We start from the raw sequence: 24,416 nt of genomic DNA on the forward strand, positions 1-24,416 counted from the left end.
TGTCGCCTTTTTAATGCTTAAATTACTACCTTTAAATGGTTCTAAGCTAAGTTTTATTCATAACGTTACTCGGTAACGACTTCTGCTTCTACACTGATGGCGTCAAAGCTAGTTATTTTATTATTTTGAATGAGGTCTATGCTACTACCACCGCCATGGCTGACCAGCTGAATATTGCCATCGTTTGAGCGATAAGTAGGGTTATTGCCTTGACCTTCTGGCGCGCTTAAAGTCATTTTTGGTTTGCCCGGTAAGGTGACGATAGCGTTAAGCACGCCTTTTTCTGACGTCTCAAAGATGACAAATAGCGTCTCACCGCTGGCACTGCGATAGTTAACATCAGTGATTTGCGCGCCTTTGATGGCTTGTTCTGGATTGGGCGCTATAGCAGTACTATTTTCTGAGTTGTCGACTGCGTGTGGGTCATTTTGCAGTTCAGTTACGTTCGTCACTTGTTCTGCGTTAGTAGTATTGGTATCTTCTTCAGCAACCTTTGGTTTATTAGTAGTAGAGGTCACTGGCGTCGTTTGGGTCATTGTGTCAGTAGAAGTCTTATTGGCTGCTTCAGGTTCTGGCGTCTTTTGGCAGGCACTCAGCAGTGATAGGCTTAAGAACGCAATAGAAATCGTTTTAAAGGATGGTTTTGATTTAGCTAAGGTAAAAATATCAGTTTTCATAATAAACAGCTATCCATTGATTAAGGTATCGGCTAGTTCTTATTTTAACTTTAATAAGTCGTTGCTGACTGCGCTTTCTTGGTAAACATCATCTAAATAGCGACGACTGGCAAGCAACTTATCAACGACGCCACTTTGGCTTTGAGTGTTTAGCTTTTGTCCAAAGTCCAAAATAGAGTTTAATTGCTCTAGCACTATACTATAACTGGTGGCGGATTTATCGCGGTCAATAACGACAGTGCGGGCATAATGTGGATCAAGACTGAGGTAATCATCAATCAGCTCGGGTATGCGTATCTCTATAAGTTTATTGAGGATGAAGAGCTGTGATTCAGTGATTTGCGCATGGTGCGTGCGTTCATACTGTTGACCGATATCGTCCATAATGGCTCGGAATGCCTCAGGAACTTGCTCAGCGTACAGGTATTTGATAAACGGATGCTGCGCGTTAAATTTAATAATAGCCAGTCCATCCGTTTTGTCACTTTGCGGCAATGCTTGTTCATTTTTAGACAAGGCGCTACTGGCTGATGCTAAATATTGCTTGTGCCTATGGGTTGAGTCAATTTGCAGCCGACGAGATTTCTCTTTCATGACAAAAAAGATGGGCACGATAATGATAAGGCTGAGCAAAATAAGTAGCGTAAAAAAAGACATGTTAAGACTCTGTCATAAAAACCCATGAATATAAAGAAACGTGCGTTTTTCTTGGCATATTGGTGTATCACAACATAACACACTTGTGCTATTTTACCTCAAGGTAGGACACTAGTTGGTAAGTGTTACTATGAATGAATCAATACTCATGGATAAGCAGTTAAGGACGATAATGGATAATGACACAATTACAAAAAGTCAGCTAGCGGCATATAAGCCGACCACGGCTTATGTAGGCACCTCTTGGGCAGTAATGATGGTTGGCGTCTTGGCCTATCTAATGGGGTTATGGAATGCACAAAGTATGCTACTTAACGAAAAGGGCTATTACTTTGCTATTTTAGCACTGGGATTGTATTCAGCAATCAGCCTACAAAAAACTCTGCGTGACCGTGCAGAAGGTATTCCAACCACCAATTTATATTATCTAATAAGCTGGGCGGCGCTTGCAGTATCCATTGCACTTATTGCTATTGGGCTGATGAATGCGAATGGTTTAAGCTTGAGTGAGAAAGGGTTTTATATGATGGCGTTTACCATGAGTTTATTTGCTGCCGTCACGATTCAAAAAAATACCCGTGACGAAGCGCAAATCCGTGCATTAATTTCGCCACCGACAACCCTTAGTCATGACAGCGCAGCCAGAATATCGAATCAAAAATCAGACTCAGGAAAGTCATTATTTGGCTCTATTAAATCTCGAAAAGATAGTAGTGATCAGAATAGCAGTGAATAATTTTGACTGTATCTATCAAGGTGAGTTCGATTGCTTATGTTGGCTAGTGTGAGCCTATCCGAACCTGTATAGGATAAGTAACTTAGATAATAAGTTAGCCAGCTTTATGTAAGCGCGCACGATTGGGCGATAGTCGCGCTAAGGTAACGGCAGATAAAGGCGCGAAGCAGCCTAACATCATATCCGCTAATGCCTCAGCGCAGATGGGTGCCAGTGCATAACCCTTTGCCCCCATCGCACAGAGCGTCCAAATGCGACGGCTTTGCGCAAGTCGTCCTACTAAGGGATGATAATCAATGGTCTGGGTGCGCACACCGGCGCGCGCTTGCCATGTGCTGGTATCATCTGGCAAGATATTGCTTAATTCAGGAATATCCTCAAGCAATTTATCATAATTCTGCTGATTTTCTTCACTACGGATATCAGTACTGGCGTCAGCATCTACAAAGCTGGCCCCAAGTAAAAACTGCTGCTGACCCTCGGCGATTATATTTACCTCAGCATCACCGCTTTGTCCTATAAAGGGCGCGCAATAACCACTATATTTGAGCGGTAATTTAGGCAGACCAGCTACCTGCTCGTCAGTGGGCGTAAACCAAGATAGTTGTCCGCGGATGGTACGGCATTCTACGATACGTTTATCTAGTTGGTGACTCTCATACGCGGCGCAAATCACCACATTGTCAGCGCAGATAGTGACAAGGTTCTGACTATTATTACCATTATAACTGTCTTTATCACCAATCACCATGACCTTATCTTTATGTTCTTTGATATCGGTGACGCTAAGCTGCTGATAAGTGATATTCGGATGCGCAAGGATGACCTTTTTTAGCGCCTGTGGATTGACCAGACCAGATTGTGGCAAATATAAATTGTCTGCTAAGTCTTTAGTTTTTAAGCCGCTTAACCGCCGCGCTTCTTTAGTAGTAATCGTGGTGGCCATTTCATTGGGATAAGCGGCAATCTGCGCAGGGCCGATATTGGTTTTGATTAGCAAGTCTAACGTGCCCGTCTGTTCGAGTATCAGCGGCGTTTGTTGAAGAACTGCTTGCTGATTAAAATAACGATATAGTCTGCTGCTATACAGATAACCAATAGAGTGTAGGTGTTCATAAACGTGGTGAATGGGCGTCATGTTTGGCGCGAGGAGGGCGCGCGGATTGCCAGAGGCGCCAGCAAGCGGCGCGACCTTATCTATCATCGTCACAGCCATGCCGCGATTGGCTAGCGTCCAAGCCGTGAGCAGTCCGGCAACGCCTGCGCCAATTACTACTGTGTGGCTAGGAAGGTTTGGGTAAATTGAAGCATTCCTATCGTCATTTATAGACACAGACTCGATTGGTAAAGACTCAGTTGGTAGAAAATCAGTAATGCCAGCCATGACTGCCGTCAGCATTTCACGCTTGCGCCCAAAACCTTTCACCTTATTAATCTCAAAGCCATGAGTTTGCAACCCACGTTTAACAATACCGGCACAGCTATAAGTAGCAGCAGTTGTGCCAACACGTGATAAGCGCTGCATTTGGGTAAATATAGTATCTGCCCATAAGGTTTCGTTACAAGAAGGCGCGAAACCGTCTAAAAACCAAGCATCAATGTAAGGGTGCTTAATAGCCGCTTCAGTATCTAAGGTATATAAAGCATATGAAGTATCTAAAGCACCTAAACTTGCCAAACTATGAGCCGCATCGCCTAGCCAAATATCAAGTGTGACGTTATCGTCAATAAAATTTAGGCGATGACAGCCAGCAATAAGCGGTGGATAGCTGGCTAAAAGTTGCTCAACTATCTCAGCAAGCTCGGGCGCGCGTTGTGCCCATAAAATGAGTATCTGCGTTAAGTCAGTAAGCGGTATGGGGTATTTTTCGGTGGTGATAAAGTGCAAGCGTGCGCTTGTTAAATGCGGCTGTCGAACACGAAGCTCACGCCAAAGCTGCCATGTCGCTAAAAAATTTAAGCCAGTACCAAAACCTAATTCAGCGACAGTAAAGCATTGTTTGTCTGCAAGGTTCGCTAGCCGTTCTGGTAGTTGATTATGAGCTAAGAACACATGGCGGGATTCTGCCAAGCCATCAGCGTGTGAGAAATACACATCACCAAATTCTCCTGATACTGGCACTTGATTGCCAGCATCATCGGTTTGCCATGCAATCTTAGCAGGGGTAATTGCGTTTGGCGGTGCAGGCATCTTAGGGGGTTTGGTAGCTCTATGAGGCGTATGCGTGGCAATAGATGAAGGCTTAGGTATAGCAGACTTAGACATAAAGCATCACATTTATAGAGGATTTACTACCAGCGTTCACGGCGAACAAATACCAACCATGAAATAAAAATCCCGACCAATAAGCTAATTAAGACCGTGAATGCACCATATAAAAACAATTGACCTTTGCTTTCATAAACCAAAACGTTTACTTGCGTCTGTAAGTCGTTGACTTGGCGCTGAAGCTGGGCATTATGGCTAAGCAATTCTTGATTGGCCTCAGATAGCGCTTTATTCGAAGGTTGTAGCTGCGCTGCTAAGGTATCGTTAATATTGGTCGCAGGCTGAGCACTCGCAGCGAGGTTCGGTGCTGTAGTTGCTACGGTATTTGAAGCAGTATTTGGCGGGGTTATTTGAGTCACATTGTTAGGCGCTAATACAGCATTAGGCGCAAGTGCAGCCGTTCCTGCCGCATGGTCAGCATTGGTAATGGTTGGCGCCGCTTGGACCGATAGACTAGCAAGCAATAATAGGCTAGCAAAGTTAACGTTAGCGACACGGCCAAAAACGCACTTAGCAACCTGGTTGGAAGTAGCCGTATTTAATAAGAATAACCGCTCACTCACGATGCTGTTACCTTATCTACTGCGTAGTCAGTAGGTGCAGGCAATGTTTGGACAAATGGCTTGATATCTACATGACTATAGACGCCATCACGCAAATAAGGCTCAGCGCTTGCCCATGCTTGCGCGGCATCGAGGGAGTCAAAGTCAGCGATAATCAGACTGCCTGACATCTCACTTTTACCATGCTCAATAGGCGTTGGACCTGCGATAATAAGTCGCTGTTCGCTTTGTAATACTTGCAGGCGGGCGACGTGTTCGGCGCGCGTCACCTGACGCTGTGGGCTGCTACCTGCAACATCATGACCGATAATGGCAAATAAGGACATGGGACTTCCTCAATTAAATAGTATGAATAAAGCGCTACAAATAATAATAAAAAATAATGGCAATATATCTCATGATACTTTTAATCAGCTTTTATAATTAAAACAGCTTCTATGATTAAAAATTGTCACGATGAGTATTTAGCAATAGAAGCCGTTTTTATTATCTTATAATAAAAACGGCTTGATAGCTTCTTGGCTGCTGGTTCTGTATTTAGGTGCTTTTACTCAACAGCTTTTATTTGTTAGTTTTGTCAGTTAACGCTGGATTGAGGTGATTTTTTAACAGCGCAAATTGGGCGACCACGAATACCAACATAATCGGAATCCAGCCGTAGGTTTTGAAGTTAATCCAAGCCTCATCAGACATGGTGAATGCCGTGATATAATGCAGAACGCCCATCATGGCAAAAAACAGAGCCCAAGCGACGGTCAGTTTTTTCCAACCACTCAGCGTGAGTGAAAACACCTCTTTCATGGCCAATTGCATCAACGGTTTATTAATCGCAGCGCTGACCAACAGCGTTAAGGCAAAGATACCGTTGATAATAGGCGACTTCCAACGCAGGTAAATGTCGTCACGCAATAGCAGCGTACCACCGCAAAAGACGATGGTTAATAATAAAACGACCCACTGCTGTTTATCAAATTTGCCTTTTTGACGCACAAAATGGATGGCATAAATAATAATAGTGGCAACGAGCAATGCGCCTGCCGCCGCTAAAATGCCACTGTAACGCGCGGCAATAAAAAAAGCGATCAACGGAATGAAGTCTAATAAGGCTTTCATAGCAAATAGGATGTCCAACAAAAAACGTATGGGGTAGTTTACACGTCTACTGCCGCAAAAAAAAGCAATCAACCTGATAATCGTCGGATATGCTATCGATATGCCATGTCTTCGCCGTTTTTAGCTCGTTTTACTGATAATATACTTAGTATCGACCGCATATTTAAATGAACAACACATTCAAAATCTTAAGGCCAGCTTTATGAAAATCGACTTACATTGCCACAGTACTTGTTCTGATGGTACTTATGCGCCCGCCGAGGTGGTACAGCGCGCGCACAATGCTGGCATTAATGTACTGGCGCTAACCGATCATGATACCTTGATGGGTATCGATGAGGCACGAGCAGCGGCTAAGGCCTGCGATATGCAATTAATCAATGGGGTTGAGATTAGCTGCGAGCATACGCTTAGCGGCGGCTACGGTAAAAACAAATCAACCAATAAAATCATCCATGTGCTTGGACTGGATTTTACCGATTTTGATAAAATGCATGCCACCTTGCAACAATTACAAGATAGCCGTGCTACGCGCGGTCAACGTATCACTGAAAAACTCAGCGAACTATTAACGATTGATTACGACGAATTATGGCAAGCGGTGCTCGATAAAGCAGGCGACAACCCACAAGCAGTAGGACGTGCGCATATTGGTCAAGTATTATTTGAACGCGGTGAGGTAAAAACCGTGCAAAAAGCTTTTGATAAATACTTGGCGGATAATAAGCCGGCCTATGTGGCGATTGAGGCATTAACGATGCAGCATGGTATCGAGCTGATTCATGCTTGCGGCGGCAAGGCAGTACTGGCGCACCCAACGCGTTATCAGCTTTCGGCCACCCGCGTACGTAAGCTGATTGAAGAGTTTGCGCAGCTTGGCGGTGATGCTTGTGAATTGCCGTCAAATAGCGAACCGATTAGTACCCGTAGAATGGTCGATCGCAGCATTGCTGAACATCAGCTTGCCGCGTCGATAGGCAGCGACTTTCATGGTAGTAATATGCCATGGCGACGCTTGGGTGACGTGCCAAATCTTCACCCTGAACAGCAAGGTATTTGGCAGTCGTTTGCGGCATTGGCTTAGTCCAAAATAGGTTATCACTTCAAAATAATAAGTAAGCTAAACTAAGGTTTTTTTAATGATGATTGAATGCTCTTAAATAATTTTAAAGGCAGGTGTTACCTGTATTTATTAAAGTAGCAGGGATAACAGCGGTTACAGCAGGAGTCAAGACTATTATTCAAAAGCCTATCTTAAGACCATGTGCTAAAAATAAAATAAAATGAGATGTCAGACATTGACGCATAAATCACTTAAACAGATTGATAATCAAAGGAAAAATTGCCACACTAAATGCGTCAGTTTAAGTCCAATATAAGTCATCCTTTTTATTTTCTTATTTTCTTATTTTCTTATTTGGTTTAGCTCAATAACTTTCACTATCTGCGGTAGCCCATTATGGCTGTATCGATATCTCATCTAGGCTACAGAAAACTCTCGCGAGTAATTTTCGAGTGGCAAGCTGCTGATAGGGCGTTGCTGCTGGCATTGTTTATTTTGCTAGAAGTGTCATCGCATTGGCTATGGTGTTTATTTGTCTGGTGGCGCCAAGATACATATGGCAGCTATGTAGATATGGACGTGCTGTACCCCTTGTGGATTGGACTGACACTGATGGTCCTTTTCTTTTCTTGGATGGTCAGCCGTTTATCACCGATTAGAAAAGATACGGGTTCATTATATAAATGGCAAGCGATCATAGTTACGCTCTATAGCCTTTATATTGCCGTGGTCATTTTAGTCATGGGTTATAGTAGTTTGGTTGCAGGGGTTTCACTCGTAGGCGGTGCGATGCTAGGGATGATGCTCATACGTCGCCGCTATGTATGGAAAGCTTTTTTGGGGCATATTACACTGATTTTTTTGGTTACTCTGATTCCTTATTTTGGCTTTACGATACCCAATCTACGTCAAATGACGATTGCCTCTTTTCCTTTAGATGGCTATAACTATCTCACCTATAACGAAATGACAATGATCGAAAATGCCATCTCTGCGTCGGTTTTTCAAAATGGTACGCTTAGCTGGGACAGCTTTAATCAATTGCGTTTCTCCTATGCATTTTTTTGGCGTACCACCCATATTTATATGGCGCTGCCAAAAGCAATTTTTATCATCTACATGTTTCGCACGCTGCTATTGATATTGGATAACAGTAAAGCTGAGATTATGCAGTATGCCAATCAAGATGAATTGACTCAGCTGAAAAGTCGCCGCTATGGTTTGATGCAAATGCAGCAAGCACTGTTGGCAATGGGCGATAAGCAAGATTTTAGCGTGATTTTACTGGATTTAGATTGGTTCAAAAATATCAATGATAATTATGGTCACGACGTTGGTGACCAAGTATTGTTCGAGGTTGCCCAGACGCTAGTAAAGTCTTTATCAGAAGAGACGATTATCAGCCGCCATGGCGGTGAAGAGTTTTTGATTGTGTTACCCGACACTCAGCATGATAGTGCGATGACCATTGCAAAGCAGCTACGCCAAGATATTGCGCAACATGTCATCAAGAGTGATGATGGTGCAGATTTTAATATCACGGCCAGTTTAGGGGTTTATACCTTGACACATGATGAGCGCGCTCGCATTCGGAGTGAATATAGGGCATTAGCATTAGAGGAAGGTACGCAGACGCGTGCAGAGCCACAAAAAAACCGTAGGCAAGAGGCCAACAGTAACAAAACAAGCACCCACAAAGCAGGCTCGCAAAAAACCCATGCTCAAAAAAGAATATCGCAAAGAAGAAAACGCGCTGCCACAGAAATTTTAAAAGCCCAGCTGCCGAGCGATATTTGTCAGCGCTTAATTTGTATTGCTGATAAAGCCTTATATGAGGCAAAAGACCGTGGTCGTAATCAGGTGGTCAGCGCCAATGATATGCTCGCGGCGGAAAAGGACAAGATTTCTGTCCTTTATGCCACTAGCTAGGGCATGTCCTAGTCGTTTTTTATATGGTGTCTGGCATCAACCACATAACCGTATAGTCTGATTGTTAAATCTTTGCTGATGATGTGTCTAGATCTTGAACTAAGCTTGCCAGCACACTTGTTGCAAAACTGCCTGTGGTTAAAGTAAAGTTTAATACCAGTGTCTGCTCACCGCCATTTTCCCCACCTTGCCACTCCCAACTTAGTCCCTCAATCGGTAACCTTAGTGCTCGTCGTTGTGCTTTGATATCACGTTTCTCTAACCCTACTGCTAGCTGACTTAATAATGGGTTTTTTTGCACAATATCATTTTCGATAGCGGCTGCTACGCCGCTGACTTTATCATTACCCACGCCCCATAATACCGCGGTCGGATGAATATCACCGCTGGCAAGTCGCGCTTTCAAAGTCTCGTCGATTGCTTCGCTGGCAAATATAGAGCCTGACCCCTCTAAGTTGAACACTTCACCTTCAACTCCAGTATCCCAGCTGCCATCTCGTACACGCGCTGCCAATATCTCATTGAATATCAAGCTACGTGCGGCAGACAACTCCATGCTATTTTGCTCACGCGGTGTATGTTTGCGTTTGCTCTTTTTGGGTTGCGGCCGACTTTCTGGCGCTGGACGGGCAAACAATGCCAATGCTTCTCTCACATTATTACCATTACGGCCAAAGCGCTGCGGGCCAAAATAATTGGGTACGCCCGTTGTGCTTATATAGGCTAAATGCTGCTCGACAGCATCCTTTTCACTTTGTTTAGCTGATAATAACTGCTCAGGTATCGGCGCTGCTGTATCAAAATCGGCAAACTGGATATCGCGCAAGGTAATGATAAATTGATTGGCCTTATGGGTACCGCGATTGAGCTTTTTATTATGCCAATGCTGCGCAAGGATAGTGACTGATTCGTCGGCTCCGATATCTACGGGTGCAAATTCAGATTCTGGTAATTGCTTTTTTGGTATGCGCAGGCTAAACCATTGTGTCGTCAACGCGTGGCGATCTTTAAGCCCTGAGTAACCAACATCTCGCAGTGGAATCTCTGCCCATTCGGATAGGAGTTTGGCAAGGTAAGCGGTATTCATGCCTAACTTCTCAATATGCAGCCATAAATGCTCACCTTCACCGCTAAAGTCGAGCGGTAATATCTCATTTACCGCAAAATCTGTGGCATGGGCTTTATAAGTCGCTTGTTTTAAAGGCGGCGGCAGCGGTTGTGGCAATTTGGCCGTATTAGTAGCGGCGCTAATATCGAAGGTGTCCATAGTATCGATGCTTGAGATATCAAATGTTTTTTTATCGAGAAGTTTATTATTAGCTAAATCGTTATTTAAATCGGTTTGAGAAGTTGCGCTAAGGTTCGATTTGTCATCTTGAGAAGTCATAGAGTCGTCTTTTATTTTGATTATAGATTTTAAAGTAAAGTGGTTGAGATATGTATTAAAGGTTTAAAAGGCATTACAGATTTAAAAGTCAGAATTACGTTTTGCAACGCAGCAAGCCTACAAAAAAACAGCGTCTATTAAATCAGCTTGCTACTATCAAGATATCTGATTTTTTAAATCGTGTATTTCTATCGCTAATGAGTGATTTAATCACACGATATCAATACGTTTTTAGCAGGAACCAATCACGGTCAATAATAATTGTTAAGGATAACTTATGAGCAACGCAACGATTCATACCGTCACCATTAGCAAAGCCGACATTCCAAGTGGCGGCATGAAATCCTATAAACAGGATGACGATAGTATCATTTTAATCACGCGTGATGAGGACGAATTTAGCGCCTTTGATGGTAAATGTCCGCATGCTGGCGCTGATTTGGGAGCAGGATTACGCTGTGGCAATCGCGTCATCTGCCCATGGCATCATGGCAGCTTTGATAGTAGCGATGGCACGCTATTAGAGCCGGTCGCGATGCGAGGGCTGACCCAATACGAGCTGACCGATGAGGGCGATAGTCTGACCGTCAATACTGCAGCGAAGATAGATAAGCGCGTAGCCAATGATAAAATGACGGATACCCATACGATTATTGTTGGTGGCGGCGGTGCAGGGTTTATGACTGCCAATCAGCTGCGACATACGGGTTATGGCGGCAAGATTACCTTGATTACTCAAGATGATAAAGCACCTTATAATCGTCCTTTATTATCCAAAATGTTTCTGGCAGGCAAAATGGACGAAAAACATTTAATGCTTGGCGGCGCTGACTGGGCCAGTAACAATAATATTGATTTACGCTTACAACAAACCGTCAGCGAGATACTACCCAATGAGCGTAGGATTGTCATAACCGACGAAGAGGGCAACAGCGAGCAACAAACAGCGGATTTTTTAGTCGTAGCGACAGGCGCTGCACCAAAGATACCACCTTTTAAAGGTACTGAGCTCAATGGTGTTTATACGCTACGTAGCATGGATGACGCCCAGGATATTAAAAATGCCAGTGATAGTAAGCATGTCGTTATCGTAGGTACTGGTTTTATCGGTATGGAAGTAGCGTCGGCATTAATGGAGGCAGGGAAGGCTGCCTCTATCACTGTCGTTGGGCGCAGCCGCCGAGTCATGGCTAATATTGTCTCTGAAACCGTCAGCAATGCTTTAATCAAACTGCATAAAAAAAAAGGCGTCACCTTCGCCTTTGGTGCGGATGTTAATGAAATTAATAGTAATGAGAATGGTAAAGTCAGCGGCGTAAGCCTATCAGATGGTAGTACGCTTGCCGCTGATATGGTGATTTTAGGAACAGGTGTCGCCCCACGCACTGAGCTGTTAAATGAGGTAAACGCACCAGATGGTGTGCAAGTTGATGAGCATTTACAACTGCGTGACGGCGTCTATGCGCTGGGTGATATTGCTAAAGCAACCAACAAAATGGGTCGCATGCGTATTGAGCATTGGCGCGTTGCGTTACAACATGGTTTAGTTACGGCGGCGGCTATCTTAAATGAAGATAATGTCGATTCGTTAGCAGAACGTATTCCTTTCTTTTGGACAGCACAATACGGCAAAAGCCTACGCTACAGCGGACACGCTGCCACGCCTGATAGTGGCATTCTATTTGGTTCGCCAGATAACCTTGATTATATCGAATATTATTTTGACGATACTGGCGAAGATACTCGAGCCAGTGCGGCAAGTTCACTTGGACGTGACAAAGAGCTGATTGCTTTCTCTGAATTATTGCGCAGTGGTCATGCGCCAACGCGCGCTCAAATCCATGCAGGATTTGATATTATCGAACAGGCACAGGTGTTGTCGCGCTAGTACTCAAAACTAATAAGTATTACTATAAAGGCTGGCTTGATTATTCAGGTCAGCCTTTTATACTATAGCCTTTTATAATAACTAAACGGAAAAGGAAAACCGATTTTATGAATCAAGATCACATAAATAAAGAGCAGTTAAATAGACAATCCGTATTTTTACGTCAAGCTGAAGCGGGTGATATCGACGCGCTTGAACAATTGCTAAATCGTTGTTATCGGCAAGCGGAAGGCTGGACCAATGAGGCCGATTTAATCGGCGGTATTCGTACCACCAAAGATGAGCTTTTAGCAGTTATTGCTGACCCAAAACATTACGTTTTTATTTATCCAAAAACTACGACAGGTGAACGTGATGGTGAAGAAACGGGTGAGTTATTGGGCTGCATTGCGGTTGATATAAAAGTCGAGGCTGACTTAGATACAGGCACTTCTGATACAAACGGCTGTAATGAAAGTGCGTATAATAAAAAAGCGTATATCGGTATGTTTGCGGTACTGCCTGAGCTGCAAGGGCTTGGCGTTGGTCATCAGATATTGCAGGCGGCAGAGACTTTTGCGCAGCGGCATTTACTGTCAGGTACGCAGACACCTAATAAAAACCCCGCTCGTCTGACCATGTCTATTTTAAGCCATCGCCCTGAGCTCTTGTCTTATTATCAGCGCCGCGGTTATCAGTTAACTGGTAATAGTATGCCGTTTCCAGTCGATGGTAATAATGGCGAACCTAAGCGTCAAGATTTACAGCTATTAGAATTAGAGAAGCTAGTTATCAGCTAATTAGGCTTATCAACCTCCATTAGACTAACCCCAAAAATTTCCATAGGTCATAAACAGCCCGACACTCAATAGTAGAAATGCCACCATAATCAAGCGCTTAAACCAGTTAAAAGCGGGCAAGCGCGTGGCATTATCGTCAGACATCAAGTAGGCAAACAAGCACATCAAGCTTGCGACTAACGTCATGATTCCCAGACCAATTGGTAATATAAAAAAATATATCTGCCACACAAGCATCTCGCAACGGTCATTATTAAGCACATCATAGCAGTATCGTGATTGTACTGTCAGTATTAAGCATTAGATGCACTTTAATCCTTTTATCTCGTTGCCTTATAAAAGCTATTTATCATCAGGGTGAGCATATCCTCTAAAATTAAGTTGGGTTCTAAGATGTAATTCTGTATAGTGAAATAACATTACAGATACATTGAGACTGGTATGAGTAATTTTAAAAAAATGGCTGTCATTGCATTATTAATGCCTTTATTTGCGGCGTGCTCAAACGCGCCTTCTGAAAGTACGGTCGAAGGGCTTATAGAAGCGCAATATGAGCAAGCCAATAGCATCATGGATGATGCGATGGCGAATGCTGGCAATGATGAGATGGCAAAAGCCATGAACGGCATGATGGAAGGCATGATGCCAAAGCTTGAGCGTATCGAGAATATCAATTGTGACAGCGTTGAGGGTGATAATACTTATATGTGTACCGCTGATATCACCCAGACGATTGCGGGGAATAGCCGCACCAATAAGACCAATTTTAAAGTTTATCAAATCAATGATGAGTGGGTGTTGGGTGATTAGAACTGAGCTATGCCTTTATAAACTACTTATAAAAAAATCATCAAAATGTTCAAGTCATACTAACTTTATTCTTAGAGAGATAACATGTTTAAAAAGATCGTTTTCCTAACTATGACGTCAGTATTATTTGCTGGCTGTGCCTCTGTTCCTACGGAACAAGCAGAAGTGTCTAATGTGCTTAAACAAGTGAAAGCACCTAGTGCCAACAATGCTGGGCTATATATTTATCGTAGTAATAGTGTGGTGGGTGGCGCTTTAAAGAAAGATGTGTGGGTAGATGATGAGTGTATTGGCGAAACGGCACGTGGTACTTTCTTCTATCACGAAGTACTAGGCAATATGCAGCATAAAGTTTCTACAGAATCTGAATTCTCTCCTAACGATTTAATGATTGATACTAAAGCTGGTAATAACTACTTTGTAAAACAATATATTAAGCCGGGTCTAATTGTCGGTGGTGCGGGTCTTAAACTGGTGCCTGAAGCAGAAGGAAAACAGGCTATTAGCGACCTAAATTTGGGTGTTAAAGGTAAGTGTAGTAAATAATCTAAAGATTATTGATAGATATTTTTTGATAAAAAGATGCTAATGTAAATTGGCATCTTTTTTATTTTCTTAAGCTGCTAAGGATTTATATGGATATTTATTTTCTCTCTAAAAAGATAAGCAAGAAGGCATTCGCATTTTTGGGTTTGTTTGTTTTGCCTTTTTTAGCCTATCCAGCCCTAGCTCAAACCTATCAGATTCAAGACTTCTCTGACGATTACTATGCCATTATTAAATCAACAAATGATGCAGATAGTGAAACCAATAGCATTGTGGAAATAAGAGACGCCAAGACTAAGAAAATCTTGATTAGTCAGCCTGCTGATATCGATATTGACTATGAACTTGATAACAGTGAAGCGCATCAGCTAGGCGACAAAATCAGCGCCAATATTGTCAGTCTGCCTTATGGAGAGAGTAGTGTGCTGATTTATGACGACTTTAATTTTGACAATAAGTTTGACTTAGCGATTAAAGATGGGCGTTATGGCTGTTATGGCGGCCCTTCTTATCAGGTTTATCTCAAGCAAGGTAGGACTTTCGTGCATAGCGAAGGTTTTACTGAACTGGCACAAGGTAATTGCGGATTTTTTGATATTGATGAAGATGCGCAAACTTTACATACCATGACTAAGAGTGGCGCGGCATGGCATCAATATTCAGATTATAAAGTCATCAATAATAAACCAGTAGCGGTGCGTATCGTAGAGGAAGAATATAACTACAAAGGCTTACTCTCTATCCTTGAGAAAACAAGAGTCAATGGCAAGATGGTCGAAAACCAGTACCAACAGCTAGCTATGTACGAAGAAGGAGATGATTCATCGCGCTATGTTTATGGATTCGATTTAGATAATGGCAAAAAAATGATACTCGATAGCTATGATGAGGATCATCTGTATTATGCCTTTGCTGATAAAGACGGTAAAATTGAGTTGTATTATGATGGACAGTTCATATATGACGCTAAGCAAAAAACCTTGAGCTTCACCAATAAGCCAGTGGTTTATGAAATAAATAATAAAGGTATTACGGTCAGAAATTCTAATAAGACCGTTCTCTTAAAAGCAAAAGTTGGTAGTGTGGGTGGAAATTTAAACAATCTTGGGCGCTTTGAGAATGTAAGTGTTAAATAGAGCAGACAGGAGTAATCATATATAAACGGCGCTAGTGATTACTTTTAAAAATGAAAAAGGCTACTCTGTGAAGAATAGCCTTTTTATTTATGAACACTATCGAACTAGCATATATTAAGACAAATTAGCGCATGGTCACAAATTCTTCCGAGCCTGTCGGATGAATAGCAACCGTATTATCAAAGTCCGCTTTCGTCGCGCCCATTTTTATCGCGACGGCAAAGCCTTGAATCATCTCATCGACACCATAGCCAATGCCATGCAAGCCAATCACTTTTTCCTCCTCACCTAAGCACACTAACTTCATCACGCACTTTTGACGGTGCTGAGTGACGGCGCTATACATAGAGGTAAAGGTCGATTTATAACATTTGATATTTTCTTTACCATATTGCTCAACTGCATCGATTTCAGACAAGCCAATCGTGCCGATAGCAGGATGGGTGAAGATAACCGTCGGTATCAGCTCATAGTTCAGATGCTCATCGGGTTTGTTATTGAACAATCGCTCCGAAAGTCTTCGACCTGCTGCGATCGCCACCGGCGTTAAATCAACACTATTTTCGATAATATCGCCAACCGCATAAATACCTTTAATATTGGTATTTTGGAACTTATCCACTTTAATTTTGCCAAACTCGGTCGTCTCTACGCCCGTCACTTGCAAATTGATATTATCAGTAGAAGGCGCGCGACCAATCGCCCAAATCAAACAATCTACCGTATCGAGGCTACCATCTGCGGTACATAAAGTCAGGCTACCGTCGTCATTTTTACGGACTTCGGTGAGCGTGGTATTGGTATGCAATTGAATGCCGTCTTGTTCCATCCCTATCAGTAAAGTCTCCACGATAGTGTGGTCAAATGAGCGCAGCGGCGAATGCTGACGCACGTATTGATGGACTTCAGCGCCTAAACTATTCATCACTCCTGCGATTTCGACCGCGATATATCCTGCACCAACGATAGCAACACGTTTTGGCAACTCATTTAAAGCAAAAAAGCCATCAGAATCGATGCCGTATTCTGCGCCTTTGATGTCTGGGAAAATAGGATGACCGCCTGTCGCAATCAAAATATGGTCAGCGGTAATAAGTTCGCCATTGACCTCTACCATATTGGTATCGACAAATTTGGCAAAGCCTTTAATTACTTCAACGCCGTTTTTTGCCAAATTATTATCGTAAGAACGATGAATATTTTCGATATATTGTTGGCGGCTATGCACCAGTTTTTGAAAATCGAAGCCTTTGACCTCAATATCAAAGCCATAGTCCGGTGCATATTTATGAATGGCTTCGGCAACTTGTGCGCCATACCACATCACCTTTTTAGGTACGCAGCCCAAGTTTACGCAGGTGCCGCCCAATTGGTTGGCTTCGATAATGGCGCACTTTTTGCCGTAGCTCGCTGCGCGGTTGATTGAAGCGATGCCGCCGCTACCGCCACCAATGGCGATATAGTCATAATGTTTTGTCATGGTTAGGTCTCTTGAGTCTATGTGTACTGGTGCGTGTTGATGCAATATTGAACGCGATTGTTTTTTAATTCTGTTGTTATGAACGCTATTGTAATGGGTATTATTATTAATCTTACAAGGTTTTGCTTATTAGGATGTGCCAACTAGCATCAGAGTATAAAAGCATTTAGGCGAAAATAGTCCACCAATTAAACCCACTTAGACTCATTTAAACAATGGCACGACGTCTATAAAATAACAGTCCGGGAATGGACAAGCCCAGCACCAATCCTGAGGTCACAAATAGAGCTTCAAATAGATACACCATCATTTGGCTAAATAATTCGTCGGAAAAGCCAAAATAGCCAATCTGCACCATACTGACCATCGCCTTATAAGCGGCGATACCTGGCATCATACAGATGACACTTGGCGAGATTAACGCTTTGGGCGGTAGGGTATACTTTTTTGAAAAATACACGCCTAAAAAGCTGGCAAGCATCGCCCCAAAAAAGCTGGCAACCACGAGATGGACGTGCTGATAGACCAGCGCTGTTTTTAGCCCAAATCCAAACGCGGTCATCAGTAAACACGGCAGAATATAGCGTTTGGGTACGCTGAACATTAGCGTCCAACCAAGGGTAATGATACATGACAGCACAACGGTTTCAATGAACCACATCTTAAAACCCCCAGTGCTGTATTCTAAGTAAAACCAGCGCCATCACGATACCAACGCACGCAGACAAGGTTAGCATATAGGTAAAAACGGCACGCCCAATCCCAATATTGACATAGCCCTTTAATATATCTGAAAAAGAATTGATCAAAGGAAAGCTTGGTACTAGTAAGAGCACACTAGAGGCAACGGCAATATCAGCATTATTACCAATATCAAAATAATAAGTCGTCGCGCCGATTAAAGAAGCGATAAAAGCGGTCACGATGACTGCTATAAAAGGATTAAAATGGTGTTTGGCCAAATAAATACGAGTGAACATCGCTACCATACCTGCGATAAATGTCACGGCGGTAATCGACCAACTGCCGCCATTTAGATAAGCAAATGCAGCACAAGATGCACCAACAAATATGCCCACTAGCCATGTTGGATAAACGGTCTTATCTAATTCATCAAAGGCAAGGGTGGTGCGCTCAGTCAACTCATGATTTAGTTTATGGTTATCTAGCTTGTCGCTATTTGTATTGGCTTCGGTTCTGTTTATAATTTGCTGAATTTGCACCAATAAATTGACATTGATACTTTGATTAATCGTGTCTCTGGTGGTGGTGATACAGCGCTCACCACAGATAGTGGTCAAGGTAAGGGCGTTAAAGTTCAGCGAACATTCTACGCTGTTCATCCCCAAAGCAAGGCCTAAGCGTTTGGATAAGTCCACCACCACGGCAGACTCAGCGCCATATTGCATAAGGAGTAGTCCGCAGCGCACGCATAATCGAGTAATGTGCTGTTGCTGTACGTAGCTGATAGAGGTCATTGATTAGATACGCATATTGGCTATTGTGATATTTATGAATGTTATAACTATAAACAGTGTGAATGGTTATGGGCTATCGATACGGCAAGGTAACGATAGCATAACTTGACGTGCTTATTTGCTACTATTATAAAGCGTAAACCACTGTCGCAAGGAGAATAAAATGCATATCGCTATCTTAACGCTGACTTTTGCTTTACCCGGCTGTGGCTCATTAAAAGAAAAGCGCCAACGTATGGGCGGCTTGCATGCACGCTTTGGCAATACACCAAGTGTCGCGGTATGTGAGAGCGGTGAGCGTGATCGGCATGACGCCAGCGAGTGGACCTTTGTGATCGTTGGTTTGTCTAGACGTGATGTTGAATCACAGTGTAGTCAGTTAGAGGCGAAGATAGAGCGTGTGGTAGATGCGCGGGTGATGGATGTTGAGAGGGAGTTTATTTAGGTAAGGGTGCTTTTGTAGGGAGCCAATCCCGCTTTCCGCTCATATCTTGGTTGCCCACTAGAGCGGTGACTAATAGCCAGTAGCGTAGGGTGCGTCTAACGCACCATTTTAATAAGGTTAGTTTTGATTAACTTAGATTATTGTATGAAATATTCAAAAAAGTTATGCAAAGTATTAAAGATGATAGGTCTATTTATTATCGGTGCATGGAATGTACCTTACATCTGCTGATTTAAAAAAATCAATTTAGTCAGAATACTCATTACCCAAAACGTCGATTAAACTCAGATTCATTCATGAATAATAGTATGATTACTTCGAAAAGAGAAATTATCGCTGGTATAAATGTCCAACAGAACAATAAATATAAAATACCCCAAAAAACCTGATTTAAATAAAATTTATGTATCCCAAAATCTCCTAAGAATAAAGCTAACAATATTGCAACGCCTTTGCTTTTTCTACTACTGTTTACCCGTACGATAGGAGTATGGTTTTGAGTCGGCAGAGGAGGTGGGACAGCTTTAAACGGTGCAGGTTTAGCAATAGGAAAGCCACAATGACTACAAGAAGCGCTTTGATTACTAATAGACTCAAAGCATTCAGGGCATTTAATTAAAAACTTCATTTTAGAAGTCGGAATCCCACAGTTAGTACAAGAGACGCTTTGGTCGCTAATTTTGTGTGTGCATTCAGGACAATCAATAATAGCCATATATTTTCCGTTTCTTAAGTTTTTAGATGTTATCTATAATGTTTTAACTAAATGAATATGCAATCTCTAAGAAATACAGAGCTAATTGCTTTACCTTGAAAATAGACCTACAACATGCTGTAAAAGATAGTTAATGTCATCATCCTTAGACATAAAGTAAATGCCAATGCAGATAATGATGATGACACCTATCGTTTCGATCCCTTCGGACTCTTCATGTTCCCCAACTGCTTCAAGCTCCTTAAGAAGCTTAAGCTCCTTAAGTTCCTTAAGTTCCTCGGATGAAGGTTGAATGTTTTTAAACGGTGCAGGTTTAGCAATAGGAAAGCCGCAATTAGTACAGGAGATGCATTGATTACTGGTGAACTCAGAGCATTCAGGACATTGAATTAAGAAGCTCATTTTAGAGGTTGGGAGCCCACAGTTAGTACAAGAGACACTTTGGTCGCTAATTTTGTGTGTGCATTCAGGACAATTGATTAAAGCCATATTTTTTCTACTTTCAGCTAAAAGCTATACGATTCAAGTTACTATTTACAGATAAAGTTAACTATATCTTGATCTGTCCAGTCTGGGGTTGGCGTATACCAGTCTCCCATATCTGCTGATTGCAAAGCGTTAGAATTATCTGCTGAATACTTTCTTATCTCATTGTCTAGACATTTGATTTGCATTTTTGCATATGAGGTGTTGTCATTCCCTTCACGTATATACTCAATATTTTCGATACCGTTTTCTGTGGTTTGTGATGTAAGAAAGTATCGACCATTCTCAAATGAATCAGACATCGGTATAGACACAAAGGTTTCTGACGTTGATACAGGTTCTTCTACAGCATTTCTTTCTGTATTAAGTTGAGGTTGCTTTGGAACAGACTGCTTTTTGCATATAAAATTAATAATATCTTGATCCGTCCAATCCGGTGTTGGCGTATGCCAATCCCCCAACTCTGCTGATGGTAAACCCTTAAAGCTCTCTGATGAGCTTTTTCTTATCTCATGCTTTTCGCAGTTAATTTGCATCTGCCCATAAGAGTCACTTTCGTTACCTCTACGTACATACTCAATATGTTCAAGCTCATAAGATGTAAAGTGAGAGATAACGAAATAGCGTCCATCTTCACTTGAACCAGAAAGCAACATTGGTATCTGTGTCAATTCAGAATCAAACAATGAGTTCTCGACCTGTAATGGTTCTTCATGAGTTTCTGAGGGCTCTTCACTGTATTGCCTTGCTTTCTCTGTGTAGTTATCATAACTATTCACAAGCCAATAGCTGATAGCAACTATAATAAGAAGTAGGAAGATAATTGCGCCAGAACAGCCACTATTTTTTTGTCTTTGACGACTGCTTGCTCGTGAATTATTGTCCTCTACTTGTTGTAAAGGAGAAGGAACAGTTCTAGCAGTAGGGAAACCGCAACTAGGGCAAGAAGTACTTTGATCACTAATACTTTTAGAACATTCAGGACAGTTAATTAGAGCCATGCTTTTTCTTCTTTATGTGCAATATCCCGAGCACATTTCTGCAAGGGCAAGTACTACAAAGTTGATTAAATGTTTGGTAAATAAGATAAGGATTATAACTTATCAGTAATATTTGAGCAACAAATGTCAAGATTTCATATTCGCTAAAATAAAGTATTTAAAGTCTATTTTATTTATCACCACCAATAAAAAAGGCCACTCCCTAAAGAGTAGCCTTTTATTAATAATTAACGAATTTCTGTTAGCTCACTTCTTTCATCGCTTGCTTAAGCATCGGCTTCAAGAACTCACCTGTATACGAGCCTTTGACTTCAGCCACTTCCTCTGGCGTACCTTCAGCGATAATGAGTCCGCCACCTTTACCGCCTTCAGGACCTAAATCAATCACCCAATCGGCCGTTTTGATGACATCCAAGTTATGCTCGATGACCACGATAGTATTCCCTTTATCGCGTAGGGCATGCAAGATATGCAGCAGCTTATCGATATCATGGAAATGCAAACCAGTGGTTGGCTCATCCAAGATATAGAGCGTCTGTCCGGTATCACGTTTGGCAAGTTCACGCGCCAGTTTCACCCGTTGCGCTTCACCGCCTGATAGCGTCGGTGCAGACTGACCAAGACGGATATAGCTAAGACCGACATCCATCAAGGCTTGTAGGCGACGATAAATCGCTGGAATGGCCGAGAAGAACTCGGTCGCATCTTCAACCGTCATATCGAGTACGTCAGCGATGTTTTTACCTTTATAGTGAATCTCTAAGGTTTCGCGGTTATAGCGCTTGCCTTCACAGGTATCACACGGCACATACATATCCGGTAAGAAATGCATCTCAACTTTGATGAGACCATCACCTTGACACATCTCACAGCGTCCGCCTTTAACGTTAAAGCTAAAGCGACCGGCTTTATAACCACGGGCGCGTGCTTCTTGGGTTTGTGCAAACATCTCACGTACTGGCGTAAATACACCGGTATAAGTTGCTGGATTTGAGCGCGGGGTACGACCGATCGGGCTTTGATCGATATCGACCATTTTGTCCAAATGCTCAAGACCGCTGATGCTGTCATGCTTATCGGCGATAAGCGTCGAGGCATTATTTAATTGCGTCGCGGCTAATGGCATTAAGGTACGGTTGATTAGCGTCGATTTACCAGAACCTGAAACGCCAGTAATACAAGTCATAATGCCGATTGGCAAGGTCAAATCAACATCATGTAAGTTGTTACCGGATGCACCTTTGAGTTCGATGGTCATTGGTACTTGCTTAGGCTTGGCTTTACCTTTGACTTCCATATCGATCGTTTTGGCTTTATGACGAATGGCTGGAATCTCGATTCTCTTCTTACCAGACATATATTGTCCAGTCAGCGATTCTTTGTTCGCCATGATGTCATCGACCGTACCCTGAGCGATGATGTGACCGCCATGAACGCCAGCGCCGACGCCAATATCGATGACGTGATCCGCTTGGCGAATGGCATCTTCATCATGCTCAACGACCAATACAGTATTGCCCAAATCACGCAAGCGCGTTAAGGTTTTGAGTAAGCGATCATTATCACGTTGATGTAGACCAATTGACGGCTCATCGAGCACATACATCACGCCCATGAGACCAGCGCCAATTTGACTGGCAAGACGTATACGCTGCGCTTCACCGCCCGATAGCGTTTCCGCAGAGCGGGCAAGTGATAGATAATCAAGCCCGACACTGACGAGGAAGTTTAGACGCTCATTAATCTCTTTAAAGATTTTTTCTGCGACTTCACCTTTATGACCGCCAATTTTTAGCGTTTTATAATAGTCAGCCGCATCACCGATAGATAGCTTAACGATTTGGGCGATGGTTTGATCATCAACGCGGACATTGCGTGAAATCTCATTGAGACGCGCACCATCACAGACGTTACAAGTGGTATCAGCTAAGTATTTTGCTAGCTCGTCACGTACAAGGTTGCTTTGAGTTTTGGCATAACGGCGCTCTAAATAAGGTAATACGCCTTCAAATGGTACCGTCTTATTGGTTTTACGTCCGCGCTCATCAGTAAAGTTAAACGTCAGCTTTTCTTTACCAGAACCTTGCATAATGAGGTCTTGCTGTTCTTTCGGCAGATCTTGCCACGGTGCATCCATATCGATTTTGAAGTGATTACAAACGGTAGAGAGCAGCCCAAAGTAATAGGCATGACGTTTATCCCAGCCATTAATCGCGCCTTGATTGAGCGATTTTTCATGATGGGTAATCAGTTTTTCAGCAGAAAAATACTGACGTTTACCGAGACCATCACAGCTTGGGCAAGCACCATAAGGGTTGTTAAAACTGAACATCCGTGGTTCAAGCTCAGAGACCGCGCGATCACAGACAGGGCAAGAGTGCTTAGCTGACATCACTTGGTTAGCGTCACCACCTTCTTTTGGATTACCATCCATAAAGTGCAAAGTGACCAGCCCTTGACCTAAACGAAGGGCAGTTTCCAGACTTTCAGCAACGCGGTTACCCAAGTCATCACGCACTTTAAAGCGGTCAACGACGACTTCGATGGTATGTTTTTTCTTTTTATCGAGCGTTGGTAGCTCATCGGTATCGTAGACATCGCCGTCAACGCGTACGCGCACGAAACCTTGCCCAATTAGCTGCTCAAGTAACACCGTATGCTCACCTTTACGCTCACGAATCACTGGCGCAAGAATCATAATCTTAGTGTCATCTGGCAATGCCATGACTTGATCGACCATCTCCGTGACCGACTGCGCGACCATTGGCTCACCATGCTCTGGGCAATAAGGCGTACCGATACGCGCATAGAGCAGACGTAAATAGTCATAAATTTCGGTAATGGTACCAACCGTTGAGCGTGGGTTGTGGTTGGTCGATTTTTGCTCGATAGCAATCGCAGGGGACAGCCCTTCGATGCTATCGACGTCTGGTTTCTCCATTTGTGAGAGGAACTGACGTGCATACGCCGACAAGCTTTCGACATAACGACGTTGCCCTTCAGCATACAAGGTATCGAATGCCAATGAGGATTTACCAGACCCTGATAAACCTGTAATTACTACGAACTTGTCGCGTGGAATATCTAAGTCGATGTTTTTTAGGTTGTGCGTACGTGCGCCGCGTATTGCGATATGGTCATGTGCCATCGGTGATAAGTTTCCTATTTGCTAAAATAAAAGCATACAAAGATTGAATAAAGGTCTGCTAAAAATTGTATCTACTGATTGAATTGCTATGGCTTTATAAAAATAAGGCT

At 42.8% G+C, this 24,416-nt stretch carries 23 protein-coding genes; 9 read left to right on the plus strand and 14 right to left on the minus strand.

The genetic code is table 11. The annotated features are described in order from the left end of the window. Nucleotides 1-65: 65 nt before the first annotated feature. Both FQ084_RS01100 and FQ084_RS01105 read right to left on the minus strand, forming a co-directional pair. Entirely contained in the window at nucleotides 66-677 is a 612-nt protein-coding gene (locus FQ084_RS01100; RefSeq protein ID WP_149488806.1) for a hypothetical protein, read from the minus strand. Between the two features lie 39 nt (nucleotides 678-716). After that, nucleotides 717-1,334, minus strand: a complete 618-nt coding sequence (locus FQ084_RS01105; RefSeq protein ID WP_149488807.1) for a hypothetical protein — start codon at nucleotides 1,332-1,334, stop codon at nucleotides 717-719. 172 nt (nucleotides 1,335-1,506) lie between these two features. Between FQ084_RS01105 and yiaA the strand changes: the two genes are divergently transcribed. Then, nucleotides 1,507-2,070: an inner membrane protein YiaA gene (yiaA, locus tag FQ084_RS01110; protein WP_223144834.1), complete on the plus strand. Its 564-nt coding sequence runs from the start codon at nucleotides 1,507-1,509 to the stop codon at nucleotides 2,068-2,070. A 94-nt stretch (nucleotides 2,071-2,164) separates the two neighbouring features. On the opposite strand, the gene mnmD is transcribed toward yiaA, so the two are convergent. The 4 genes from mnmD to ispZ all read right to left on the minus strand — a co-directional run bounded on the left by mnmD (nucleotide 2,165) and on the right by ispZ (nucleotide 6,015). Further along, nucleotides 2,165-4,261 carry a tRNA (5-methylaminomethyl-2-thiouridine)(34)-methyltransferase MnmD gene (gene mnmD, locus FQ084_RS01115; protein ID WP_149489556.1) on the minus strand — a complete coding sequence of 699 codons (2,097 nt, stop codon included), beginning with the start codon at nucleotides 4,259-4,261 and terminating at the stop codon, nucleotides 2,165-2,167. A gap of 101 nt (nucleotides 4,262-4,362) precedes the next feature. Further along, nucleotides 4,363-4,902 (minus strand): hypothetical protein, encoded by a 540-nt coding sequence (locus FQ084_RS13340; protein ID WP_262880610.1) that lies wholly within the window; start codon nucleotides 4,900-4,902, stop codon nucleotides 4,363-4,365. Next, entirely contained in the window at nucleotides 4,899-5,228 is a 330-nt protein-coding gene (locus tag FQ084_RS01125; RefSeq protein ID WP_149488808.1) for a YciI family protein, read from the minus strand. Before FQ084_RS01125 ends, FQ084_RS13340 begins: the two co-directional genes overlap by 4 nt. A 235-nt stretch (nucleotides 5,229-5,463) precedes the next feature. Continuing rightward, the gene (gene ispZ / locus FQ084_RS01130) at nucleotides 5,464-6,015 is read right to left on the minus strand and encodes a septation protein IspZ (RefSeq protein WP_149488809.1); all 552 of its coding nucleotides are present in this window, start codon (nucleotides 6,013-6,015) and stop codon (nucleotides 5,464-5,466) included. 202 nt (nucleotides 6,016-6,217) lie between these two features. On the opposite strand from ispZ, the gene FQ084_RS01135 reads away from it, so the two are divergent. Together FQ084_RS01135 and FQ084_RS01140 are read left to right on the plus strand one after the other, a co-directional pair. Further along, nucleotides 6,218-7,099 carry a PHP domain-containing protein gene (locus FQ084_RS01135; protein ID WP_149488810.1) on the plus strand — a complete coding sequence of 294 codons (882 nt, stop codon included), beginning with the start codon at nucleotides 6,218-6,220 and terminating at the stop codon, nucleotides 7,097-7,099. A 375-nt stretch (nucleotides 7,100-7,474) separates the two neighbouring features. Beyond that, a complete protein-coding gene (locus FQ084_RS01140; RefSeq protein WP_149488811.1) occupies nucleotides 7,475-9,007 on the plus strand; it encodes a sensor domain-containing diguanylate cyclase in 1,533 nt (510 codons plus the stop codon). A gap of 64 nt (nucleotides 9,008-9,071) precedes the next feature. Here FQ084_RS01140 and truD read toward each other — a convergent pair whose 3' ends face one another. Next, the gene (gene truD, locus FQ084_RS01145) at nucleotides 9,072-10,274 is read right to left on the minus strand and encodes a tRNA pseudouridine(13) synthase TruD (protein WP_410477325.1); all 1,203 of its coding nucleotides are present in this window, start codon (nucleotides 10,272-10,274) and stop codon (nucleotides 9,072-9,074) included. Nucleotides 10,275-10,671: 397 nt separating this feature from the next. Between truD and FQ084_RS01150 the strand changes: the two genes are divergently transcribed. Together FQ084_RS01150 and FQ084_RS01155 are read left to right on the plus strand one after the other, a co-directional pair. Beyond that, a complete protein-coding gene (locus FQ084_RS01150; protein ID WP_149488813.1) occupies nucleotides 10,672-12,282 on the plus strand; it encodes an FAD-dependent oxidoreductase in 1,611 nt (536 codons plus the stop codon). A gap of 107 nt (nucleotides 12,283-12,389) precedes the next feature. Further along, entirely contained in the window at nucleotides 12,390-13,061 is a 672-nt protein-coding gene (locus tag FQ084_RS01155; RefSeq protein WP_149488814.1) for a GNAT family N-acetyltransferase, read from the plus strand. 24 nt (nucleotides 13,062-13,085) lie between these two features. Here FQ084_RS01155 and FQ084_RS01160 read toward each other — a convergent pair whose 3' ends face one another. After that, on the minus strand, nucleotides 13,086-13,247 hold the full coding sequence (locus FQ084_RS01160) for a hypothetical protein (RefSeq protein WP_262880611.1): 162 nt from the start codon (nucleotides 13,245-13,247) through the stop codon (nucleotides 13,086-13,088). A gap of 255 nt (nucleotides 13,248-13,502) precedes the next feature. Here FQ084_RS01160 and FQ084_RS01165 point away from each other — a divergent pair, with 255 nt between their 5' ends. The 3 genes from FQ084_RS01165 to FQ084_RS01175 all read left to right on the plus strand — a co-directional run bounded on the left by FQ084_RS01165 (nucleotide 13,503) and on the right by FQ084_RS01175 (nucleotide 15,553). After that, nucleotides 13,503-13,871, plus strand: a complete 369-nt coding sequence (locus tag FQ084_RS01165) for a hypothetical protein (protein WP_262880612.1) — start codon at nucleotides 13,503-13,505, stop codon at nucleotides 13,869-13,871. A gap of 84 nt (nucleotides 13,872-13,955) precedes the next feature. After that, nucleotides 13,956-14,417 (plus strand): DUF2846 domain-containing protein, encoded by a 462-nt coding sequence (locus tag FQ084_RS01170; RefSeq protein ID WP_149488816.1) that lies wholly within the window; start codon nucleotides 13,956-13,958, stop codon nucleotides 14,415-14,417. A gap of 89 nt (nucleotides 14,418-14,506) precedes the next feature. Further along, entirely contained in the window at nucleotides 14,507-15,553 is a 1,047-nt protein-coding gene (locus tag FQ084_RS01175; RefSeq protein WP_149488817.1) for an XAC2610-related protein, read from the plus strand. A gap of 124 nt (nucleotides 15,554-15,677) precedes the next feature. On the opposite strand, the gene gorA is transcribed toward FQ084_RS01175, so the two are convergent. The 3 genes from gorA to FQ084_RS01190 all read right to left on the minus strand — a co-directional run bounded on the left by gorA (nucleotide 15,678) and on the right by FQ084_RS01190 (nucleotide 18,511). Then, nucleotides 15,678-17,033: a glutathione-disulfide reductase gene (gorA, locus tag FQ084_RS01180; protein WP_149488818.1), complete on the minus strand. Its 1,356-nt coding sequence runs from the start codon at nucleotides 17,031-17,033 to the stop codon at nucleotides 15,678-15,680. A gap of 208 nt (nucleotides 17,034-17,241) precedes the next feature. After that, on the minus strand, nucleotides 17,242-17,694 hold the full coding sequence (locus tag FQ084_RS01185; RefSeq protein WP_010201359.1) for a threonine/serine exporter family protein: 453 nt from the start codon (nucleotides 17,692-17,694) through the stop codon (nucleotides 17,242-17,244). Nucleotide 17,695: 1 nt separating this feature from the next. Continuing rightward, entirely contained in the window at nucleotides 17,696-18,511 is an 816-nt protein-coding gene (locus FQ084_RS01190) for a threonine/serine exporter ThrE family protein (protein ID WP_149488819.1), read from the minus strand. Nucleotides 18,512-18,674: 163 nt separating this feature from the next. On the opposite strand from FQ084_RS01190, the gene FQ084_RS01195 reads away from it, so the two are divergent. Continuing rightward, nucleotides 18,675-18,956 (plus strand): DUF503 domain-containing protein, encoded by a 282-nt coding sequence (locus FQ084_RS01195; protein ID WP_149488820.1) that lies wholly within the window; start codon nucleotides 18,675-18,677, stop codon nucleotides 18,954-18,956. Between the two features lie 262 nt (nucleotides 18,957-19,218). Here FQ084_RS01195 and FQ084_RS01200 read toward each other — a convergent pair whose 3' ends face one another. From FQ084_RS01200 to uvrA, 3 genes are all read right to left on the minus strand, one after another. Next, a complete protein-coding gene (locus tag FQ084_RS01200; protein ID WP_149488821.1) occupies nucleotides 19,219-19,671 on the minus strand; it encodes a TM2 domain-containing protein in 453 nt (150 codons plus the stop codon). Between the two features lie 530 nt (nucleotides 19,672-20,201). Beyond that, nucleotides 20,202-21,158, minus strand: coding sequence for a hypothetical protein (locus FQ084_RS01205; protein ID WP_149488822.1), 957 nt, complete (start codon nucleotides 21,156-21,158; stop codon nucleotides 20,202-20,204). 241 nt (nucleotides 21,159-21,399) lie between these two features. Continuing rightward, nucleotides 21,400-24,306 (minus strand): excinuclease ABC subunit UvrA, encoded by a 2,907-nt coding sequence (uvrA, locus tag FQ084_RS01210; RefSeq protein WP_149488823.1) that lies wholly within the window; start codon nucleotides 24,304-24,306, stop codon nucleotides 21,400-21,402. Nucleotides 24,307-24,416 lie beyond the last annotated feature (110 nt).

It is taken from the genome of Psychrobacter sp. ANT_WB68 (genome assembly GCF_008369115.1).
Taxonomy (GTDB): Bacteria; Pseudomonadota; Gammaproteobacteria; order Pseudomonadales; family Moraxellaceae; genus Psychrobacter.

Bases quoted from the DNA above. Each gene is read 5' to 3' on its own strand.
- FQ084_RS01100 (WP_149488806.1), bottom strand. From the start codon at position 677: ATGAAAACTGATATTTTTACCTTAGCTAAATCAAAACCATCCTTTAAA.
- FQ084_RS01105 (WP_149488807.1), bottom strand. From the start codon at position 1,334: ATGTCTTTTTTTACGCTACTTATTTTGCTCAGCCTTATCATTATCGTG.
- yiaA (WP_223144834.1), top strand. From the start codon at position 1,507: ATGGATAATGACACAATTACAAAAAGTCAGCTAGCGGCATATAAGCCG.
- mnmD (WP_149489556.1), bottom strand. From the start codon at position 4,261: ATGCCTGCACCGCCAAACGCAATTACCCCTGCTAAGATTGCATGGCAA.
- FQ084_RS01125 (WP_149488808.1), bottom strand. From the start codon at position 5,228: ATGTCCTTATTTGCCATTATCGGTCATGATGTTGCAGGTAGCAGCCCA.
- ispZ (WP_149488809.1), bottom strand. From the start codon at position 6,015: ATGAAAGCCTTATTAGACTTCATTCCGTTGATCGCTTTTTTTATTGCC.
- FQ084_RS01135 (WP_149488810.1), top strand. From the start codon at position 6,218: ATGAAAATCGACTTACATTGCCACAGTACTTGTTCTGATGGTACTTAT.
- FQ084_RS01140 (WP_149488811.1), top strand. From the start codon at position 7,475: ATGGCTGTATCGATATCTCATCTAGGCTACAGAAAACTCTCGCGAGTA.
- truD (WP_410477325.1), bottom strand. From the start codon at position 10,274: ATGGACACCTTCGATATTAGCGCCGCTACTAATACGGCCAAATTGCCA.
- FQ084_RS01150 (WP_149488813.1), top strand. From the start codon at position 10,672: ATGAGCAACGCAACGATTCATACCGTCACCATTAGCAAAGCCGACATT.
- FQ084_RS01155 (WP_149488814.1), top strand. From the start codon at position 12,390: ATGAATCAAGATCACATAAATAAAGAGCAGTTAAATAGACAATCCGTA.
- FQ084_RS01160 (WP_262880611.1), bottom strand. From the start codon at position 13,247: ATGACGTTAGTCGCAAGCTTGATGTGCTTGTTTGCCTACTTGATGTCT.
- FQ084_RS01165 (WP_262880612.1), top strand. From the start codon at position 13,503: ATGAGTAATTTTAAAAAAATGGCTGTCATTGCATTATTAATGCCTTTA.
- FQ084_RS01170 (WP_149488816.1), top strand. From the start codon at position 13,956: ATGTTTAAAAAGATCGTTTTCCTAACTATGACGTCAGTATTATTTGCT.
- FQ084_RS01175 (WP_149488817.1), top strand. From the start codon at position 14,507: ATGGATATTTATTTTCTCTCTAAAAAGATAAGCAAGAAGGCATTCGCA.
- gorA (WP_149488818.1), bottom strand. From the start codon at position 17,033: ATGACAAAACATTATGACTATATCGCCATTGGTGGCGGTAGCGGCGGC.
- FQ084_RS01185 (WP_010201359.1), bottom strand. From the start codon at position 17,694: ATGTGGTTCATTGAAACCGTTGTGCTGTCATGTATCATTACCCTTGGT.
- FQ084_RS01190 (WP_149488819.1), bottom strand. From the start codon at position 18,511: ATGACCTCTATCAGCTACGTACAGCAACAGCACATTACTCGATTATGC.
- FQ084_RS01195 (WP_149488820.1), top strand. From the start codon at position 18,675: ATGCATATCGCTATCTTAACGCTGACTTTTGCTTTACCCGGCTGTGGC.
- FQ084_RS01200 (WP_149488821.1), bottom strand. From the start codon at position 19,671: ATGGCTATTATTGATTGTCCTGAATGCACACACAAAATTAGCGACCAA.
- FQ084_RS01205 (WP_149488822.1), bottom strand. From the start codon at position 21,158: ATGGCTCTAATTAACTGTCCTGAATGTTCTAAAAGTATTAGTGATCAA.
- uvrA (WP_149488823.1), bottom strand. From the start codon at position 24,306: ATGGCACATGACCATATCGCAATACGCGGCGCACGTACGCACAACCTA.